19 protein-coding genes are annotated in these 18143 nt (G+C 42.1%); 8 read left to right on the forward strand and 11 right to left on the reverse strand.

The features are described 5' to 3' along the window. Positions 1–9 precede the first annotated feature (9 nt). Both QXW63_02560 and QXW63_02565 read left to right on the forward strand, forming a co-directional pair. On the forward strand, positions 10–720 hold the full coding sequence (locus QXW63_02560; GenBank protein MEM3460781.1) for an ATPase domain-containing protein: 711 nt from the start codon (positions 10–12) through the stop codon (positions 718–720). Between the two features lie 18 nt (positions 721–738). After that, positions 739–1740 carry an AIR synthase-related protein gene (locus QXW63_02565; GenBank protein MEM3460782.1) on the forward strand — a complete coding sequence of 334 codons (1002 nt, stop codon included), beginning with the start codon at positions 739–741 and terminating at the stop codon, positions 1738–1740. On the opposite strand, the gene fdhD is transcribed toward QXW63_02565, so the two are convergent. Together fdhD and QXW63_02575 are read right to left on the reverse strand one after the other, a co-directional pair. After that, positions 1710–2486: a formate dehydrogenase accessory sulfurtransferase FdhD gene (gene fdhD / locus QXW63_02570; protein ID MEM3460783.1), complete on the reverse strand. Its 777-nt coding sequence runs from the start codon at positions 2484–2486 to the stop codon at positions 1710–1712. The two genes, QXW63_02565 and fdhD, sit on opposite strands and share 31 nt — an antisense overlap. Positions 2487–2501: 15 nt before the next feature. Further along, on the reverse strand, positions 2502–3380 hold the full coding sequence (locus QXW63_02575) for a RimK family alpha-L-glutamate ligase (protein ID MEM3460784.1): 879 nt from the start codon (positions 3378–3380) through the stop codon (positions 2502–2504). Between the two features lie 173 nt (positions 3381–3553). Between QXW63_02575 and QXW63_02580 the strand changes: the two genes are divergently transcribed. After that, positions 3554–4360, forward strand: a complete 807-nt coding sequence (locus QXW63_02580; GenBank protein ID MEM3460785.1) for a hypothetical protein — start codon at positions 3554–3556, stop codon at positions 4358–4360. A gap of 20 nt (positions 4361–4380) precedes the next feature. Here QXW63_02580 and QXW63_02585 read toward each other — a convergent pair whose 3' ends face one another. Further along, entirely contained in the window at positions 4381–5310 is a 930-nt protein-coding gene (locus tag QXW63_02585; GenBank protein MEM3460786.1) for a metallophosphoesterase family protein, read from the reverse strand. A 16-nt stretch (positions 5311–5326) separates the two neighbouring features. Then, positions 5327–6574 (reverse strand): hypothetical protein, encoded by a 1248-nt coding sequence (locus tag QXW63_02590; protein ID MEM3460787.1) that lies wholly within the window; start codon positions 6572–6574, stop codon positions 5327–5329. A 135-nt stretch (positions 6575–6709) separates the two neighbouring features. Between QXW63_02590 and QXW63_02595 the strand changes: the two genes are divergently transcribed. Then, positions 6710–7273 (forward strand): hypothetical protein, encoded by a 564-nt coding sequence (locus QXW63_02595; protein ID MEM3460788.1) that lies wholly within the window; start codon positions 6710–6712, stop codon positions 7271–7273. 8 nt (positions 7274–7281) lie between these two features. Here the strand turns inward: QXW63_02595 and mch are convergent, their stop codons facing one another. Genes mch through QXW63_02620 form a run of 5 tightly spaced genes read right to left on the reverse strand, consistent with a single transcriptional unit; the run spans position 7282 to position 12674 of the window. Further along, positions 7282–8262, reverse strand: coding sequence for a methenyltetrahydromethanopterin cyclohydrolase (gene mch / locus QXW63_02600; GenBank protein MEM3460789.1), 981 nt, complete (start codon positions 8260–8262; stop codon positions 7282–7284). Positions 8263–8291: 29 nt separating this feature from the next. Next, positions 8292–9116 carry a formylmethanofuran dehydrogenase subunit C gene (locus QXW63_02605; protein ID MEM3460790.1) on the reverse strand — a complete coding sequence of 275 codons (825 nt, stop codon included), beginning with the start codon at positions 9114–9116 and terminating at the stop codon, positions 8292–8294. Then, complete coding sequence (locus QXW63_02610; GenBank protein MEM3460791.1) at positions 9116–10807, reverse strand: formylmethanofuran dehydrogenase subunit A; 1692 nt, start codon at positions 10805–10807, stop codon at positions 9116–9118. The genes QXW63_02605 and QXW63_02610 overlap by 1 nt, the downstream gene beginning before the upstream one ends. Next, the gene (locus QXW63_02615; protein MEM3460792.1) at positions 10808–12265 is read right to left on the reverse strand and encodes a formylmethanofuran dehydrogenase subunit B; all 1458 of its coding nucleotides are present in this window, start codon (positions 12263–12265) and stop codon (positions 10808–10810) included. A gap of 1 nt (position 12266) precedes the next feature. Beyond that, the gene (locus QXW63_02620) at positions 12267–12674 is read right to left on the reverse strand and encodes a molybdopterin dinucleotide binding domain-containing protein (GenBank protein MEM3460793.1); all 408 of its coding nucleotides are present in this window, start codon (positions 12672–12674) and stop codon (positions 12267–12269) included. A gap of 173 nt (positions 12675–12847) precedes the next feature. On the opposite strand from QXW63_02620, the gene QXW63_02625 reads away from it, so the two are divergent. Then, positions 12848–13792, forward strand: coding sequence for an ABC transporter ATP-binding protein (locus tag QXW63_02625; GenBank protein ID MEM3460794.1), 945 nt, complete (start codon positions 12848–12850; stop codon positions 13790–13792). Further along, positions 13789–14904 carry an ABC transporter permease gene (locus QXW63_02630; protein MEM3460795.1) on the forward strand — a complete coding sequence of 372 codons (1116 nt, stop codon included), beginning with the start codon at positions 13789–13791 and terminating at the stop codon, positions 14902–14904. The genes QXW63_02625 and QXW63_02630 overlap by 4 nt, the downstream gene beginning before the upstream one ends. Here QXW63_02630 and QXW63_02635 read toward each other — a convergent pair whose 3' ends face one another. Next, the gene (locus QXW63_02635) at positions 14905–15861 is read right to left on the reverse strand and encodes a triphosphoribosyl-dephospho-CoA synthase (GenBank protein ID MEM3460796.1); all 957 of its coding nucleotides are present in this window, start codon (positions 15859–15861) and stop codon (positions 14905–14907) included. A gap of 102 nt (positions 15862–15963) precedes the next feature. On the opposite strand from QXW63_02635, the gene QXW63_02640 reads away from it, so the two are divergent. Together QXW63_02640 and QXW63_02645 are read left to right on the forward strand one after the other, a co-directional pair. Beyond that, positions 15964–16716 (forward strand): ECF transporter S component, encoded by a 753-nt coding sequence (locus QXW63_02640; GenBank protein MEM3460797.1) that lies wholly within the window; start codon positions 15964–15966, stop codon positions 16714–16716. 37 nt (positions 16717–16753) lie between these two features. Beyond that, positions 16754–17773, forward strand: a complete 1020-nt coding sequence (locus tag QXW63_02645; GenBank protein ID MEM3460798.1) for a hypothetical protein — start codon at positions 16754–16756, stop codon at positions 17771–17773. On the opposite strand, the gene QXW63_02650 is transcribed toward QXW63_02645, so the two are convergent. Continuing rightward, complete coding sequence (locus tag QXW63_02650) at positions 17767–18138, reverse strand: hypothetical protein (protein MEM3460799.1); 372 nt, start codon at positions 18136–18138, stop codon at positions 17767–17769. The genes QXW63_02645 and QXW63_02650 overlap by 7 nt on opposite strands. Between the last annotated feature and the right edge of the window lie 5 nt (positions 18139–18143).

An 18143-nucleotide genomic window follows, 5' to 3' on the forward strand; every position in this document is an offset into this window, starting at 1 on the left:
GAGCTCCAAATGGTGAAGCTGAAGACTGGGATTAAGGGCTTTGATGATTTGATAGGTGGCGGCATCGAGTCTGGCTCGCGCAACATTCTTTATGGTCCACCAGGAACAGGAAAAACTGTTTTTGCAATGCAGTTTCTTTGGCAAGGATTAAAGGAAGGCGAAACTGTTGCTTATGATGTCATGGATAAACCGTTTCCACGTTTGATAGCTTACTTCAAATCTTTCGGATGGAACATTGAACCCTACATTGACAAAGGCAAATTCATCGCAATACAAGCCTTCCCACATTTTGAGCCTTACCCGAAAGACCCTCGAGTAATATATTTTAGCTTGGACGACTTCGAAGAGATGAAACGCATAGACAAGCTGATTTCCGAAAAAAGGGTGGCACGATTTGCTGCCGGAGACTTCAGCGAACAACTCTTCGCCTTGTACGACTTGAAATATATGGAGCCTGTTGAAGATTGGACGATTAACTGGTGTCACTACGACAACATTGTTAACATCGACATAATGACAGCAGCCACCCAAAAGGACATTGCAACTCAACGCGCCACAGACTTAGACTTGAACAAAGCCCACAACATTTTCTACTTCAGATTTAACGAGGAAAAATGCCAGCGAGAACTTCGCATAGTCAAAATGGAAGGATGCCATCATCCTCTTGAATGGATTCCCTTCAAAATAACAAGCAAAGGAATTGAACTGTTAAGAAAATAACTGGATTTGTTGGAAAAAATGGGCAAGCTAGCAACCGAAGAGTTGAAGAGACTTCTAAGCTGTATTAAAAAAGACTTGCGAGTTATTGTTCCGCCTTTACCAGGATTTGATTCAGGCGTACACTTACTAGACGATAAGTATTTAGTTGTCTCAACTGACCCGTGCATTGGCGTTCCAGAGAAATGGTTCGGATGGTTGCTGGTGCATTACGCGGCTTCTGACGTGGCGCTCTTCGGAGCGAAACCAGAATTCTGCACAATAAACCTTCTAGGTGCATCATCAACAAAACCCGAAACTTTCTACAACATTATGAGCCAAGCCTGCAAAGCGGCTGACGAGCTAAAAATAGCTGTTGTAACAGGACATACAGGAACCTACCAAGGACTGTCAACGCTTGTTGGCGTTTGCACAGCATATGGAACAATAGAAAAAGAAAAGCTAATCACTCCCGGCGGCGCTAAACCAGAAGACCATATTTTATGCGTCAAACCAATCGGTTTAGAAATAGCAGTAAACTTTGCATTGACACACAAAGCGCTGGCTGAAAGACTTTTTGGAGAGACAAGAACAAGAGAACTCTCAGAACTTGTCACAACGCAGAGTTGCGTTAAAGAGGCGTTAATACTTTCCGAAATTGGCGGCGTACACGCCATGCATGATGCTACTGAAGGCGGGTTAACTGCAGCGTTAAATGAGATGGCGGAAGCGTCAAAAGTCGGTTTCAAAATAAATTTCGAAAAAATTCCAATAAAAAATGAAGTCAAAACGTTATGCGAATGGTTTAAGCTATCAGATGAACAAATGCTTTCAATGTCTTCAACAGGCACGATACTAGTGGCTGTTAGTCCCGAGGCAAAAGACAAAGTTCAGAAGGAACTGCTTGCAAAGGGTATTGAAGCAAATTTTCTGGGAATATTCACTAAAAAACCACGCAGCATCCTTGTTAAAGATGGAAAAGAAATGCCGTTTCCGAGAAAGGCTGACGACCCTTATGAGAGAATTCTTTCTGGAAAAGTGTAGATATTCATGCGTTTTCCGCGAACAAACCCTATCAAAGTCAAGTCTGCATTCTTGGCAACAGCGATTCCAGAGTCTAAAGCAGCAGCCAATGAAGCCACTATTGGTAAACCCGCTTTTGCCGCTTTAAAAACCATATCACCTGTTAATCGTCCGCTCAGGGCGAGAAAACAATCGCTAGAATCAATCTTGTTTAGAGCGACAGAGCCTATTACTTTGTCGACTGCGTTGTGGCGTCCAACGTCCTCAGCAAATGCCACGAGAACTCCGTCTTTTTTGTAAATCGCTGCAGCGTGTGTTCCGCCAGTTTTTCTAAAAGTCTCAGCCGTAAAGTTTAGGTTTCTTACGCACTCAAGGATTGTTTCAGCTTTAACCTTCAAATTTGACTTTATTTTTGGAAGTTTCTTGGAAGGTTGGTATGGACCAACACATGCAGAGAGAATTATGCGTGAAAAATGTTGAGAAAGCTTCAGTCTCTTTTCTAAGTCTATGTTTGGTTTTAGTTTAACATGGCAGACATTTTTTTCCTTGATATCTATGCTCTGGATTTCATCAATTGATTTTATGATGCCTTCGGTTAATAGATGACCAACTGCTAATTCTTTGAGGTTTGTTGGAGAACAGTAAATAGTCGCATAATGGGTTTTGTTTATGAATATGGGCAAAGGTTTTTCTTCTGCAACATAATCCTTCAGTTTTTGAGCTTTTTTTGTTGAAACGTCAACTTTAACGATTTCAACCTCGCGCACTTTAACCAGTCTCTCCTATTTTTTCAATTCTGACACGACGAACTTGACAATTTCGTCTGCAATGTTAACTTTTGTAATTGATTGCAGTCCTCTCCATCCTGGTTGACTGTTAACTTCCACAACTAAAGGTCCTCTTGGACTTTCTAGAATGTCCACGCCCGCAATCTTACATTCAATGAGTTGTGCGGATTTAACTGCCATATCCTCAAGCGTCTTCTCAAGCTCGACAGATAATGGCTGAGCGCCTTGACTGTAATTTGTTTTCCAACTGTTCGCAACACGACGCATAGCGGCAACCACGCGGTTGCCAACAACAAAAACGCGAATGTCCGAAAAGCCATGGTGCACAAACTCTTGAAGATATATCACGCCGTGATAAAACGTTATGTTTCGGAAAACTGTGTGCGCAATTTCCGCGTCTGTAACTCGAGTGGAGCCTATGCCTCTTGAACCGAAAAGTGGCTTGACAACCACGTCTCCGCCAAGCTCATTAAAAGCCTTCAAAGCTTCGTCAACGCTTTCGGTAACGGTTGTGCGTGGAACGGGTATGTCGTTTTCTTCCAAAATTGCGAGAATGTCGTATTTGTCGACGCAGTGTTCGATTGCTTCGGGCGGATTTACCACGTACATGCCTAAGCGTTGAAGCCTATAAAGCATGTCCATTCTGAAAACTAGTTCTTCTAGTGAGCCTCTTCCAATTGGACGAACTATTAGTGCGTTTAGTTCTTCTAGAAGGTTGACGTTAGCGAGGTTTATGTATGGTTTGTATCCGACGCGAGCGGCTAACCGTGGAAAACTAAAGCATAAGTGAGGAATGTTGTGTCTGGCTAGTGCTTCTCTAAGCTGCGTTGAACTCCACGAGTTTCTATTTCGCGTTACAACTCCAATCTTCAAAAACGAACCTTCTCAAGTTTAAATTCTTAAAAGATGCTACGGGACTGTATTCTTAAAGTTTCCGTGTAAAAAATGTTGGCGCACATTATTAGGGCTATCTGCTTAAATTTGCACTCGCGCATAGTTAAACCTGTCACATTTGGCGGCGTGAGAGACATAGAGAGAAACTTCCAATGAAAAATGAACAAATTGACCGATTAGTTGAAACGGTTTTAAAAAGCTCAAAATATCGAAACGTTTGCGAAGACTTAATCCGAAGCATTGGAATGCACGAGCTTCTGAAACAGCAAAGCCTAAAAGCAGCAGTAAAAACCACAAAGAACAAGCTACACCAAATAGGCGGAGCATACTTCCTAAAGAAACCGCAATATGAGATGTGGCAGGAAAAGCTACAGAAAACAAAAAAATCAGGTAAGGAAAATTTGTTCCGCCGAGCATGTGCTGAAATAATGAGCTGCCATTATTCAACAAGAGAACGTTTAGGGCTGTTAGACGAGTTTTATTCAAGAATTTTTTCACTTCTCCCGCCTATTAATTCAGTAATGGATGTGGCATGCGGGTTTCATCCGCTGTCGATTCCTTGGATGCCTCTATCTGAAAAGACAAAATACTATGCATATGACATTTACAAGGACATGATTAACTTTCTAAACAAGTTCATGCAAATAAACAATGTTCAAGGATTTGCAGAAGCCAGAGATGTAGTGCAACATCCACCAATAATTAAAACGGATTTGGCTTTCGTGCTCAACACTTTACCGTGCCTCGAACAAATCCAGAAGTCGGCTGGATTAAAAACTTTAGAAGCGCTTAACTCGAAATTTCTTGTCATTTCTTTTCCCGTTAAAACTTTGGGAGGACGAGAGAAAGACATGAGAAAACACTACGAGGCTACATTTAAAAAGTTAACAGAAAAGAAAGACTGGAACATTCAGCGACTAGAATTTAAATCAGAATTGGTTTTCCTTGTTGCCAAATAATTGCTGAGCCGAATGGCCGTTTAGAATTTGTGAATGTAAGGGATTAGTTGTTTTGCATTTTGGAATTTTCGAGAAAGCTCCACATTCAAATAGGCACCGGAGACATTGAAGTATGGTTGTCCCTTCCGAGAGAATAAAGTTAAAATTTTGCCACTGTGGTTGAGTTTGAAACCTTCCTCGCTGGGCTCGTGACCTCTTATCAGAATCTTAACATTAAATCTCTCCAACGCTTCATTAGTTATTTTCTCACCGAACAGTTTTCCCGCGCCTCTCGGCGACGCACATAATTCTTTAACTGTATCGTTTGGGTCGCTCCATAAGATATCTTCAAGTATTCGCTGTTTCGGATGCGTAGCATGAGCAAATGCCAAGTCTTCAATGCTTCTTGCCTGAGGAGATAAACCGCCATGAATCATCAAGCAGCGCTCTTCCACCAAAACCGCATTGTAAAGGCAAGCGAATAGTTCACGAATTTTAGCGTAAACACTTGTCCATTTTTCGCCAAATTTGACTTCAAACTCCACGGGTAAATCATGCGGAGAAGCCATGAGGTCTTTGGGTCCTTCGTGGTTTCCGCGCATCAAAACAACCTGCGTTGGAAAATGCAGTTTCAGTTTTAGAACTGTGTAGTAGATTTCCGTGGAGTATTCGCCGCGGTCTCCATAGTCGCCAAGAAAAATTAGAAGTGCATCTGTGTTTTGGCTCATTTTCTGAAGAAAATTGCTCATTTTAAGTATGTCGATTAGGCTTTCTAGGTCTCCATGTAAGTCGCCGATTACCAGCGCTTCGCCTTGAGGTTTGAGTTTGACTAGTCTTCCTAAAATGTCGAGATTGCCAACTTTTCCATTCTCTTTACAAAGCAGACGCGTAGCCTCTTCAACCAAATCCATAAAAGCGTCAGATTTGACTTCTAAAGCTTCCTTAACAATTTGTGTGATGTTAAATTGCAAATGTCAAGCCTTCAAACTATTCGATGTGAACTTTTCTTCCCATAAAACTGAAAATGTTCCTTTCTATTTGACTTTTATGAACACGAATTCTTTCCATCGTTTCGCTATATGCTTGTTCGACAGCGTTTTCTTCAGACTCAACGCTTTTGCTTCTTCGTTCAAGATTTTCAAGCTGTTCCTGAAGTTTGGATAAGCTGTTTTTTGTTTCAGCTACTTCTGAAGATGTTGAAAGCAGGCTTTTACGCAACATTACATCAACGCATTTTTGATGGAGACTCTCTAATGAATTCTTGTTGAGAATGTTCTCTATTGCTTGTTTGGCTTTTCGCGTCTTCTCCGGTTTCAGTTTAAGCTTTTCCTCTGATATTCCACGGTCAAGTTTTTGCAAAATCTGCCTCAACAATGGATAACCCTTTTCTTCGGTTGCGAGAGCTTCAAAAGGACTCTCCAAATACTGATTAAGTTTTTTGACTTCTTCTGGAGTTAATCCGCTTCCGCTGCCGTGAAGGGTTAATGATTGAAGTTTTATGAAAGGTTTCTGTAAATGCCCCAAGCTATGTTTTACTTCCATGCTTAAAGCTTCAATTTCAGCGTCTATTTGGCTTAGTTGACCTATGCCACCCTTACTTTTTAATTCGGCAATTTTTTGTTGCGTGCCAGCGATTTCCTTTTCAACCAAAGCCTTTTCATTTTCAGTTTTTAGTTTTCGTTCGTTCAGATTTACGAGTTGATTTTCGAGAGCGTGAAGTCTGTCTATGAGTTGGAAGGTTTCTTCCAAAGTTTTCGTTTTAACGTATTCTCGTGCCAGAAAATCGCCGAGCATTTTAAGCAGTTCTTTTGACCTTTCGAAAACCAGTTGAAATTTTCTTCTGTCAAGAATAAAGAACGGTGATATTCGTGGAAACCAGTTTCTAATATCAACCTCAGTTACCAAGAATGCTTTTTGGGTTTCTTGAAAAAATTGTTGAAGGCTGTCGTAGGTAACTTTTTCAGGAACTTTAATCAGCCTTAGCCTGTCAATAAACATGTGCGCGAGTTTGTTTAGGGCGCGTGCTCTGCCGTAAGTTTTTATGTTTCGTTTCTCAATTTCCTTAGCGCTGTTATCGAGAAGCATTTTTGAAGCATCAGAAAGACTCTCAAGTGCCTTACGCATTTCTCCAAGCAGTTTTTCTGCTTTGGCATGGACTGGAACAAAAATTGAACTTGTTTCTTTTTCAAGCCAGCCTTTGATTTCGTTTGAGGGGAACTTTACGATTTCAGTCAAAGACGTTTCCCACTAGAAGATATGCATAAGCAATATTTATTTTTCAAGTTTTCCCGCATCCCGTAATACTCTTTTTTGAGTAGCTACTCTTAAATAATTAATACCACAAATCTTGCGCCGTCCAAAGTGGTCAAAATGAACACAAAAACCGTAGCGATAATAACCATATTTGCTGCGCTTACCATAGTCCTCAATTTATCACCAATAAAAATTCCAGCGCCTTATGCACCGTATCTCATATATCAAATATGGGAAATACCAATAATCGCGGCGTTTCTACTCTACGGAATCCTCATAGGAATCGCCATAGCATTAGTGAATACCCTTGTGCTGTTTGCTGTTTTTCCTGGATTGCTTCCTACAGGTCCGCTTTACAATCTAGCCGCAGTAATAAGCATGCTTTTTGGCGTGTTTCTAATAATAAAATTGACTAGAAAAAATCCTCAAAAAAATGCGGACCCATTGGTGATTACTCTATCTACAGTAGTGGGAACCATTTTCAGAGTTGGCATCATGACGCTTGTTAACTGGACGTTCCTTCGTTTTCCGCCTCCGGTAGGGTTTGGAATGCCAGAAGAAGCAATACTTGCTGCGCTATCGCTTATAGCAATTTTTAATGCTACACTAGCGCTTTACACTATTCCTCTGGGACACGTCATAGCAGAGGCAGTAAAACGGGGCGTAAAAACACCACAATAGGCAACTTTTCACTTTTGTACCGCTTTCTCAAAGCCTAAAGATTTCACCAGTATTTCTACATTAATTTCTCCTGTTTTGAACAGCCTGCCAGTCTTTACATTGTTAACGATAACGACTGCTGGCGCGAAAAGGTTTGGGTCGATTTTGTAGAAGTCGTAGTTTGCTTCTTTGAAGATTTCCATGAAAGGTTTCCCATAGTCTTTAGACGCTTTAGAAGGAACACTCTCCACGATTCGTTTCAATTCTTCTTCATTTTCATATTCAACCACGTAATAGGTTATTCCACCATAAAGAATTGCATCGTTCGTCCTCGCCATTGCCTTAGCAAATTTTGGATGAGTCGGCGAGATGGGAGCGCAACCCCAAGCATAACGGATCACGTTTGGGTTCAAGCCAACTCGGCTAAGCTTGTGAATTCCAGTTTCAACAATTCGTCCAGAAACTTGCGTTGACCCAGTTATACTTGTTGTTGGCGTTAAGATTATCGCCAAATTTCCCGGCGAAACCTTACAGTCTTTCGCAAGCTTGTTTATCAAGGATTCTGGTGGCTGCTTCTCAGTTTCCAAAACCACAACCGCCTTGTCAAAATCATCCTTATAACCTATTTTTTCATAAATTTCCTTAGGCTTCAACGCCAAAGCTCTTCCAGGTCCGGACCCAATCGCGAAATAGTCGCCTTCTTTTATCTGCCAACCAGCAAACTGTGAACCCAAAGTGGCGATGACTGGGTGGTCTGTGTAAACGAATATTGAGAGAAGCCACAATTCGCCATATTGCCTATGGGTTATTTTGGCTTTTCCACATCCTCCCATGCATATTTCAGTAACGATTTTTCCTGCTTGAAAGCCGCCTTTGGCTTTTACTCCGGCGTCCACAATGGTTGTTCCAGAATCTGTCTCCCCAACTTTTACTCCATAAAAATCAGGGTTTTTACAGAGTTTTTCGAGAAGTTTCCATGCTAAACGGTTAACGCTTAATTTTTCTTTCATGACGCTTTTCTCCTTAAACTTCTAGCTGCTTAGAGAAGCCTTTCGTAATGGCTTAAGTGTGGATTTTTAGTTTTGGAGACATAAAGTTTGCCGTTTCCGTTTTCCGTTAAGTCTCCTAAGAAAAGGTAGAATGGTCCTTGTGCTGTTTCGTCTTCTTCAACTTTAACTTTGCCCTTGACGCTGTCGATTGTGAAAGTTGGCAAGACAGACTCTAAAAAGCCGCCAACAATTATTTTCCCGTTAGTCATGCAAGCGCCCGCTCTGCCTTCAGAATCTTTTTCGACGTATATTGTTCCGTCACGCATTCGGAAGCCCGCAAACTGTCCAGCGTTTCCGTAGATTTTGATTATACCCTTCCTCATGTGAGCGCCGGCTTCGTTTCCAACGTTGCCGTAGACAACTATTTTTCCTCCATGCATACCTTCGCTGCATCCACGGTAGGGAGCACCTAAATAGTCGCCTGCATTCCCGTGAATTTCTATGGTTCCTCCTTTCATCATTGACCCTGCCCATCCGCCAGCGTTGCCGTGCACGGTTATTTTGCCACCTTTCATTTCTTCGCCAAGATGCATTCCTACATTTCCGTAAACTACTATTTCTCCCTCTTTCATGTTTGCGCCTATTCGGCGGACTTTGCCCACATCACCTTTTATGGTTATGACTTCTTTTCCAGAGGGGTTTTCTGTTCTGGTTTCTTCGATGTTGAAGAGCTCCGCAAGCTTTTTCTGTTTGTTTCCTTCCCAAACACTCAATCGCGCTATTTCCTCGGGTTTTTTGTTTTGAAAAACTTCTGGGTTTATGCAGTCGGCGATTATTGGAAATTTAAACTCTTTTTTTGGATACAATGTTATCATTAAACATCAGCCTTCACAAGTATTGGACGAGAAACCTCAAGATAATGCTCTGTTACTGGATAATTTTCATATTCAACCGTCCAGTATTCCTTGAATCTTCGCTTCATTTCCTCTGTTATCTCAACAGGCTCGGAAGTTTGCACGTCAAGCCACATTGTGGCGCCTTCCACATGCTTCACAACTTCGCCGTCTTTAACTGCTATCTTTCCATCCTTAATCGTGTAAGCGGCTCTTTTGAACGCTTTTCTCAAAGTCTTATACTTCTTAGAAGGGTCTGTCGTTTCGGGATTAAAATTGTATATTGCTATGTCCGCGTCTGCGCCGACGCCCAAATGACCCTTACTCTTGAGCCCCAGAGCTTTAGCTTGTCCGGCTCTCGTCATAATTGCCATATCATAAAAGCCTAGTTCTCGGTCAATTGATGGCAGAAGGCTTCTGGCTCTTGCTTTTGGATTAATCTTCTTCAGAGTTTTTTCTCTAGCTTTCTTACTCATGAGCCACGCGATTATTTTTGGATATGCAATGAATGGTCCGCCGTTGGGGTGGTCTGTTGTCATAAAAATTTTCCACGGGTCTTTAATCAGCAAAGCTAGCTCTAAGGCTATTGACCATTGGACTGCGTGGACGTAGCTTTTGCGTTTGTAATGGAAGGGGACTATTCCACTGCTAGTTTCGGTTTCCACATCATGGTTGACCCATTTGTTTCCGCTAAGTTCATAAAGATTATATTGGAAGGGACCATCAGCCGTCATTGTCGTCGTGTCTGTGAATATTACTTGACCCATATCCATGGTCACATGAGAATGCGCGTTAACATAATTTGCGATTTCTTCAGCTCCAGACTCAAATGTCCGCCAGTCATCACCCTTAAAGGCAGAAAACTGACAATGCGTAATGTGAATTACGGGCTTGTTCTCAAGGGCTAAATCTTCAACACACTTCATTGTTTCAAGAGCCGTAACGTAGTTTCCAGGTTTTCCAAGATTGTTAGTGTGAACATGAATCGTGTGAGGCAAGTTAAGTAGTCTATTCACTTTTGATAGCCCACGTATAATCTCGCGTGGCGTAATGCAAAAATATGGAACTTGGTCGTCTAAACCATGAACGTTATGACCGAAACCCCAAGCTTCTAAACCGCCGGGGTTAACAAGTTTTATCGCGTAGCCTTTCGTCGCGTTTAACATCCAAGCCACATGTCTCGCGCATTCCTCAATTTTTCCTTCACGCAAATATTCAAGCACAAACCACCAGTCGCCGAGAAGCGGATAACTAGCCTTGTCAATTATTGGCGTGTCGTTAAATTCTTCATGTGTATGTTTGGCTTCTAACGGAGGCATTGCCGGGTCCATCACTGTTGTGTAGCCCATTCGAGCATAGCGGTAGCCAGTCGTAAAAGTGGACGGAATTGAATAGCCCACACCAGACCTTGTTACAGGCGTTTTGGGTTCAAAATCCTTAAAGTGGTCTTCAGGTCTCAAAAGTCTTCCAGCGTTAACCTTTGAGCCTGCAATGTGCGAGTGAATGTCCACTCCGCCGGGCATTACAACCATTCCGGAAGCGTCAATCTTTCGTGCTTTGCGTTCGTTGACTTTATCGACTATTTTGCCGTCTTTGATGGCTATGTCTATTTTTTCGCCGTTAACGCCGTTGAGAGGGTCGTAAACGAAACCGTTTTTTATCAGAAGCTCCATTTAGGCTTCCTCCGTAGTTTTGGCTTTCTTTATTTTTCTGACTTCAGAGAGAATCCTCCGCAAAATTTCTTCGTCTGGAAGCACTCCACGCGGTGGTTCGACAACCTTTTTGAGTGGAAGAGGCACGTGGTCCATGCGATAGGCTGTTCCTTCAGCTTCTATTCCGACAAATGCTGATGGAAAAACAACGTCAGCCATCTGAGCCGTAGCGTTCATGTGAGGGTCAATCACGATAAGCGGATTCTCAACCAAGTGCTCAACCGCTTTTCTGGGAAAATTCGCCACGGGGTCAGAAGCCACAACCAAAGCCGCGTCTGACTCTTTCCTAAGCAAAACGTCCATAACTGATGTTTCGCCTGGATTATAACGTGGATAGCCAAGAGAAAAATCAACCGCGTAAGGGTAGCCGCTCTGCCATGTGGAGACTGTGTTTGCGCCGGTGACGTTGAAGTGTCCTCTCATAGGCATTATTATAAACTTAGTGCACATGTTCAAGTCACGAACTAAAGAAAGCGCGGCGTCTATGTTCTTCAACTTACCCCTACTCATTGTCAAACCAACACCGAAGAAGAGTGCTCCAAAACTGCACCCGACCATTGCGTCAGCAACCTCTTCAAGATGTTCCACTGGAACGCCAGCAACTTTGTCAACGTCAAGTTCTTGGTCGCGAATTAGACTTCTAAATGCTTGGAGAAGCTCGTAATCTTTGTTTGGCTCAACTTGAATGAAATAGTCAGCCATCTCAGCAGACTTAGTCCTTCTAACATCAATAACAATTAACTTTCTTCCAGTCCTAGAAATTGTCGGGCAAACTTTACCTTCTGGCACAGAAGAAACTGATGGCTGCTTTTTGAGGAAAAGCCTTCTCAAGGTGCTTTCAATCTTCTTCCTACCTATTAGGGCTTTCAGTTTTGTTAAGTATCCTCTCCACTCGCTTTTTTCAAATCTGCCCTCAGAAAAGGCTGTGTATCTTTCTATGTGCCGTGGATGAGCACTCCAAGGGTCGCTTCCCCAGTAAATAACAAGGTCCGCTCTGTGCCTAATCTGTCCCAAAGTGCAAGATGGAATTCCTACTTCTTGAACACTTAAAAGAGACGGCCCATGACATACTACTGCCGTGTTGTCGATTACTCCGCCGACTTCTTCTGCCAATTCAAGTCCAACGCGTGTTGCTTCGCAGCTTGTTGAGCTCCAGCCGTATAGTATGGGATAGTTTGCTTCTGCGAGGATTTCAGCAGCTTTTCCAATAGCCTCTTTCATAGAAGCCTTAACGAGTTCGCCATTTCTCCTAATGAGCGGTTTCGAAATTCTGTGCTCGCCGCAGTATCCCAGAAATTTTGATTCACACATGGCGCAGCCATTTTTGACCTTTACAATCTTTCCGTCGTCAATTGTTAATTCGATGTCGTCGCATAAGCTTCCGCAAACTGGACAAGTTACAGCCTTAACCACTTGCATTTTAACCCTTCCTAAACTGTTTCTTTAAAAGTTCCTCTAAGCCTAACACAGGCATGTCTGGAGCTGGCTCAATTTCTGCTGAAACTCCCTTAAATGATGGCATTCCAATACTATGCGTTTCAGAGCTGACCACAACGTTCGCCCATGGACCATAAGGAATATAAATAATTCCCGTATGTGGAGCCCTAAGCGATTTTAAAGCTTTAACCACCACAGAACCGTATTCTGTTGAAACTTGAACATTAGTTTTCTCTTTAATTCCAAGTTGTTTCATATCTTCGGGGTCCATGTAACAGACAGAAACGCTTTCTGCATATTCGCTTGAGGATTTTCCGCGTTCTTTGGCCACTCCTTGCTCTATTGTTCGTCCAGTAAGCAACGTCACATATAGTTTGGACTTTTGTTCCATTAGGCAACACAACTTTTTACATTTCTTTCTTGAATGAAGCTTGATATGTTTTGAAAAGAAAATACACTAATTTTAACCTAATTAACTTTTATCTTACGCTCTGTAAACGGAAACACTTTTAAACCAGAGATGCGATTGCTGGAACGTTTTGAACAAATTAAGGTTGATAATTTATGGGTGAAAAGACGGTTATAGAAGTTGAAGGTTTAACGAAACATTACGGCGAGATCACAGCCTTAGACGACGTGTCTTTCAGTGTTCTTGAAGGAGAAATTTTTGGATTACTAGGCCCGAACGGCGCGGGAAAAACCACGTTAATGGAAATACTGTGCGGTTTGAGAAGATTTGACAAGGGCAAAGTCGCCGTTTTGGGCTTTGACTTGGTTAAGGACTCCTACAAGGTTCGCAGTTCCATAGGATTTTGTCCTCAGGAAACTTTGCTCTACGATTTGTTAAGCGTTTACGAAAACTTTGCCTTTTCCGCTTCGCTTTACTCACTAAGCTCAAAGAAGTTTAAAGAAAGAATTGAGTTTTACTCCAAATTTCTGGGAATTGGAGAATTCATGCGGCGAAAAGTCAAGGAACTTTCTGGAGGAATGAAGAGACGCGCAAATCTCGCCGCGTCAATCATTCATGACCCCTCCATCGTAATTTTAGACGAGCCCACCGTTGGCTTTGACCCGAACGTCAAAAGAGAGTTTTGGGAGCTTATTAGAGATTTGAAAGGCTACGGAAAAACCATGCTAATTTCCACGCATGACATGTATGAGGCTGATGAGCTTTGCGATAGAGTCGCTATAATGGATAAAGGGAAGATTGTTGCTCTTGATAAACCTCACGTTTTAAAAGAAACTATAGGCGGAGAAGCATCAGTCCACATAAGAGTTAAGGATGCTTCAACAACAAAGGCGTTAAAAATCCTTGAAAGTTACCATTGCGTCACAAAAGAAAACGAAATTCAAGTTTTCTCTAAAGACCCTTGGGAAATCATGCCTGAAGTGTCAGAGAAGTTAATCTCACAGAAGATTCTCACGGAAAAAATTGAGGTTGTAGAGCCCACGTTGGAAGATGTGTTCGTAAAGTTGACTGGACGCAAGTTAATGGAGGAGTCGCAATGAATTCAGTGATAGGAATAGCTGTTAAAGATATCAAGCAATTTTTTAGAGAAAAAGGCACGATTTTCTGGACTATAGCCTTCCCAGTGATGATACTCTTACTTTTCACTGCAATTTTCGGGAGAGAAATACCGTTCAACGCCAACATTGGAATAGTAAATGAAGACACGCAGGCGCCGATGCCCGAAATAACAGAAGGCATAATTTCGGGACTCAACAGCACAGGATTCTTAAATGTGAGAAACTTCACAGATAGAGTAGAAGCAGAAAAAGAGTTAAATGCAACTAACATACGCGCGGTACTCATCATTCCACAAAACTTCACGCAAAACCTTATGCTTAGTGGCCACGCAAACATCACGCTGATATTGGATAAAACTAATCTTGACGTGTCTCGACTCATCAGCGACGGAGTTGCAACCTTTCTTACAGAATATTATAAGGGCATTAATCCAAACTATACCGAACCCATAGTGATAAATGAAGAGGCGACATTTGGGAAAGAGATAGGCTATAAAGAAAATATTGTTCCAGGCATGCTTACTTATCCGCTTTTGTTCTCGAGCATGGTAGTTTCCACGGGCGCTATAGTATATGAACGCGAAAGAGGAACACTTAAAAAGATTAGAGCTTCGCCTATTCGTCCCATAAATATGCTTTTAGGCAAAACTTTGGCTGCGCTCTTTCAAACAGCAATATCAATCCTTGTGATGGCAATTCTTGCTGCGTTTCTACTTGGTCCAAAACTCAACTGGAACATTCCATTGCTTCTTCCAATATTCTTTTTGGGCTCAATGAACGGTATAGCCTTAGGCTTAATCATATCTTGCATTGGCAGGTCACCCCAAGAAGCGTCAAATGCAGCCACAACAATAGCCATAGTGCTTCAATTCTTCGTGGGAATGTATTTCCCACTGGAGTATCTTCCGACATACCTTCAACAGATTGGTCAGTTCATTCCAATGACGTATGCGGCTCAAGCGTTAAGAAACATAATGATAAGAAATGCCGTGTTAGCTGATTTGACCTTCACAATAGCGACGCTCAGCCTTTCAGCCATTGCATTATATGCGGTTGGAATTCTTCTCTACAAAAGATGGATTGAAAAAGAATAGTTAGGGCTTGTACCCGCCAAGAATACACAATGCTAACGCAGTAGCGATTATGTCAGCGGTTGTTCCAGGATTAAAATGGTTACCGAACCTTCTAAGGTTCAAGTCAAACGTGCGAAGACTTTCCTTGCCCTTTGCTGTTGAAAGCCCTCCGAGGTTTAAGATTTCCCTTGCCATCTTGGAGACTTCTTGAGCTTTTTCTAATCCCACCTTTCTAGCTATGAAAGTGTCTGGGTACTCAGCCAGAACCTTCAAAAAAGTGTGAATTATAGCCGTGTTCAAGTCTTTGTTCTCGTTAATCTGTTTCATTAAGAAAGGATAAGCGACATCGAAGGTTATGGGGTAATTGTTTACCCATTCAGAGCAAACATTGTCGTAGCTTGAGGCTATTTTGAACACTTGAAAAAGTGAAACATTCTCTTTTATTATTCTTTCCACGGAGTCTGGACTGTTAACGTCAAGGTCAGGAGCCTTGCCAAGACCGCTTGGATTCGCAATTTTAATGGCTTCATAAACGTTAACCGCGTCTTCCGGCGTGGTTGATTCAACAACAAGCTTCAATTTCTCGCGTAGCCTTTGAATTTCAAAAATATATCCATGTCCTGTGGGAGTCATTCCTGCAGCAGCTGCGATGGGCGCGAAGAGGATTATTGTGCCGAGTAGCGTGTTACCGCCTCGCTGCCAAGCGTTAATGCTAGCTATGCAGTCTCGAATGATTTCGCCTATGCCAACTTGGCTAAGCTGCATTCTTCCTTGAGAAACGGCGATTCCCCGCTCTGCGGCTAACTCAAAAAACGGCGCGGCAGCCACCGCTGAAGCAAGAAAATGCTCGTGGCGGGTTCCTTCAAAACCAACAATCAAATTCACATTACCAGGCTTGTCGGCGCTGACTTCAAAAAGAATAGCCAACTCTAGGCATTTTGAAATGTGTTTTGCTTTTTCGCTGGGATGCATTCGCATCAGTGCTCCTTTTTCTGTATATAACTTTTGCGCGAAAGTTTTATTAACGTTGTGTAAAAAACTACACAGCAACGAAAAATACTACATGATGGAGCTACAAAGATGAAACTGTCAACTAAAAACGTCGCCTTAACAGCGGTATTTGCTGCGCTATATTATGTGCTTTCATTAATAACTCCCTATATTCCCGCAGTCGCAATTCCCGAGATAAAGATAAGTTTGGAAGCTCTCATCGCTTCCGTCTATGGTCTCGTGTTAGGACCTTATTTGGGAGCATTAGCAAGTTTCGTGGGAGCATTCGTCACTTGGACTTTGCCTCCAGCGAGCATGAGTCCTTATGGCATGCCCTTTTTGTTGTCGCCGCCTCTAAACGCCCTAGTGACTGGACTGATATTTTATAGAAAGTGGAAAGTTGGCTTCCTCGTTTATGCCATTCTCATAATTGCTTTCTTGTTCACGCCTCCTGTTCAGCCTATTTCTGAAAATTTCTATGTGGGAGTAGCCGTTTTGTGGGATAAAATCATCGCCCTGCTACTAATATTGCCATGTGCAATATTTGCGAGGCAACTATCTGTTTCCAAAGCCTTGCCCTTTCTGTATTTCTTGCTCACTTTTATCGGAAACCAAGTTGACAACATGTGGGGTTCGCTTGCGTTTGCTACACCTGTAGTTTATGAGGGAATTTTTGGATTGCCAGTGGATACCGTTCGTTTCCTCTTCGTTGTAAGTCCATTTGTATATCCTGCCATTAGATTATTACAAGCCATAATAGCAACAATAATCGCGGTGCCGTTAATGAAGGCAATAGCGGATACGCCTTGGAGTTGGCAGGAGAAAAACATACTATCTTCATAGCTCTTCTTAAGTAATATAACAATGTGAGCGAGCCCTTATGCGAATGCGAGAAGGTGAATTACTGAAAACTAAGGATAATGTTATCTTTGAGATAAAGGGTTTAATTCATCCTTTAGATAGGGTTATTGCTTTTCCACGGTTTATTCCAGAGCCTCATGGCACTCGCATCCGTGGAAAAAGCGTCTACAAAAAAATCTACAGTATTTCTGAGCGCTTCAAGTTTCTTGAACAGAATTTTCCGCAATACATTGTTTACGACCAGGTTTTTGATGAGAAGCTTTGTGAAGTGTCGCTGGAAGATGTGACGCATCATTATCAGCCTGTCAACCGTTTACGACAACTTCGATATTGCAAAAGATTAGATGATTTGGAAAGGGATGCGCTAAATTTTTTGGAACTTTTAAAAAATCAAGCGGGAATTCGCTGGGCTAAGATGGGGATTTCAGGTTCGCTTCTTGTTAAGTTGCACACGCAGAGTTCTGACATTGACCCGATAATTTACGGGACTGAAAACTGCCGTAAAGTCTACGAGGCATTAAAGTCTTTGACGCAAGACGCAAAAAGCAACGTAAAAAAATACACGACGGAAGAATTGCAGAGGCTATATGAGTTTCGTGTAAAAGACACAAGGATGAGTTTTGAAGACTTTGTGCAGACAGAAAAAAGGAAAGTCCTGCAAGGAAAATTCAAGAACCTAGACTATTTTGTGCGTTTCATTAAGGACTGGAATGAAATTAACGAAAGTTACGGCACAGTCCAATACCGAAATGCTGGTTACACAAGAATAAAAGCGGAAATAGCAGACGATTCTGAATCAATCTTCACGCCCTGCACCTACAAACTCAAGAACACTCAAATTTTAGACGGCACACACACGGGCTTAATTGAGGAAATCGCTTCCTTCAGAGGAAGATTCTGCGAACAAGCCAAAAAAGGCGAAACAGTCATTGCACAAGGAAAAATTGAACATGTAATGGATAAGAGGCAAAACCGAGAATATTTTAGGCTTCTGCTGGGCAACAAACCTTTAGACTACATGGTTCTGAAATGTCAATGAGAAGCTCTGTAATAGGGAATTTCCTCTTCAACTTTTATTTCTAACCCACTGCTCACGAGAAAGTTTTTCACCTCATTAACATAGGCTGAATGGGCACTATAAGAAATTTCAAGAAGCCCAGTTCCTCCAGCACACGAAATGATTTCAATTCTCGTTTCATCAGCTGAATAGCTTTCAACAATTATGAGAACAGCAACGTCACTGTTAACTCTAAAGAAGTACTCTTCGCCTAAAATAACCCCGATGGATGGTTCATGAGAGTTGCTGAATCTTTCTGTGTGTACATTGCCGAAGGCTTTGCTTAGAATTGTAAAAACATTTTCAAAAGGTCCCTTCACAATGCACCTCATGTAGTGAGATGCCACGTTTA

Source organism: Candidatus Bathyarchaeia archaeon, from assembly GCA_038873195.1.
GTDB lineage: Archaea > Thermoproteota > Bathyarchaeia > Bathyarchaeales > Bathycorpusculaceae > DSLH01.

What these genes read in the sequence shown, in the direction of transcription:
- QXW63_02560 (MEM3460781.1), top strand. Translation starts at nt 10, where the DNA reads ATGGTGAAGCTGAAGACTGGGATTAAGGGCTTTGATGATTTGATAGGT.
- QXW63_02565 (MEM3460782.1), top strand. Translation starts at nt 739, where the DNA reads ATGGGCAAGCTAGCAACCGAAGAGTTGAAGAGACTTCTAAGCTGTATT.
- QXW63_02580 (MEM3460785.1), top strand. Translation starts at nt 3,554, where the DNA reads ATGAAAAATGAACAAATTGACCGATTAGTTGAAACGGTTTTAAAAAGC.
- QXW63_02595 (MEM3460788.1), top strand. Translation starts at nt 6,710, where the DNA reads ATGAACACAAAAACCGTAGCGATAATAACCATATTTGCTGCGCTTACC.
- mch (MEM3460789.1), bottom strand. Translation starts at nt 8,262, where the DNA reads ATGAAAGAAAAATTAAGCGTTAACCGTTTAGCATGGAAACTTCTCGAA.
- QXW63_02605 (MEM3460790.1), bottom strand. Translation starts at nt 9,116, where the DNA reads ATGATAACATTGTATCCAAAAAAAGAGTTTAAATTTCCAATAATCGCC.
- QXW63_02610 (MEM3460791.1), bottom strand. Translation starts at nt 10,807, where the DNA reads ATGGAGCTTCTGATAAAAAACGGTTTCGTTTACGACCCTCTCAACGGC.
- QXW63_02615 (MEM3460792.1), bottom strand. Translation starts at nt 12,265, where the DNA reads ATGCAAGTGGTTAAGGCTGTAACTTGTCCAGTTTGCGGAAGCTTATGC.
- QXW63_02620 (MEM3460793.1), bottom strand. Translation starts at nt 12,674, where the DNA reads ATGGAACAAAAGTCCAAACTATATGTGACGTTGCTTACTGGACGAACA.
- QXW63_02625 (MEM3460794.1), top strand. Translation starts at nt 12,848, where the DNA reads ATGGGTGAAAAGACGGTTATAGAAGTTGAAGGTTTAACGAAACATTAC.
- QXW63_02630 (MEM3460795.1), top strand. Translation starts at nt 13,789, where the DNA reads ATGAATTCAGTGATAGGAATAGCTGTTAAAGATATCAAGCAATTTTTT.
- QXW63_02635 (MEM3460796.1), bottom strand. Translation starts at nt 15,861, where the DNA reads ATGCGAATGCATCCCAGCGAAAAAGCAAAACACATTTCAAAATGCCTA.
- QXW63_02640 (MEM3460797.1), top strand. Translation starts at nt 15,964, where the DNA reads ATGAAACTGTCAACTAAAAACGTCGCCTTAACAGCGGTATTTGCTGCG.
- QXW63_02645 (MEM3460798.1), top strand. Translation starts at nt 16,754, where the DNA reads ATGCGAATGCGAGAAGGTGAATTACTGAAAACTAAGGATAATGTTATC.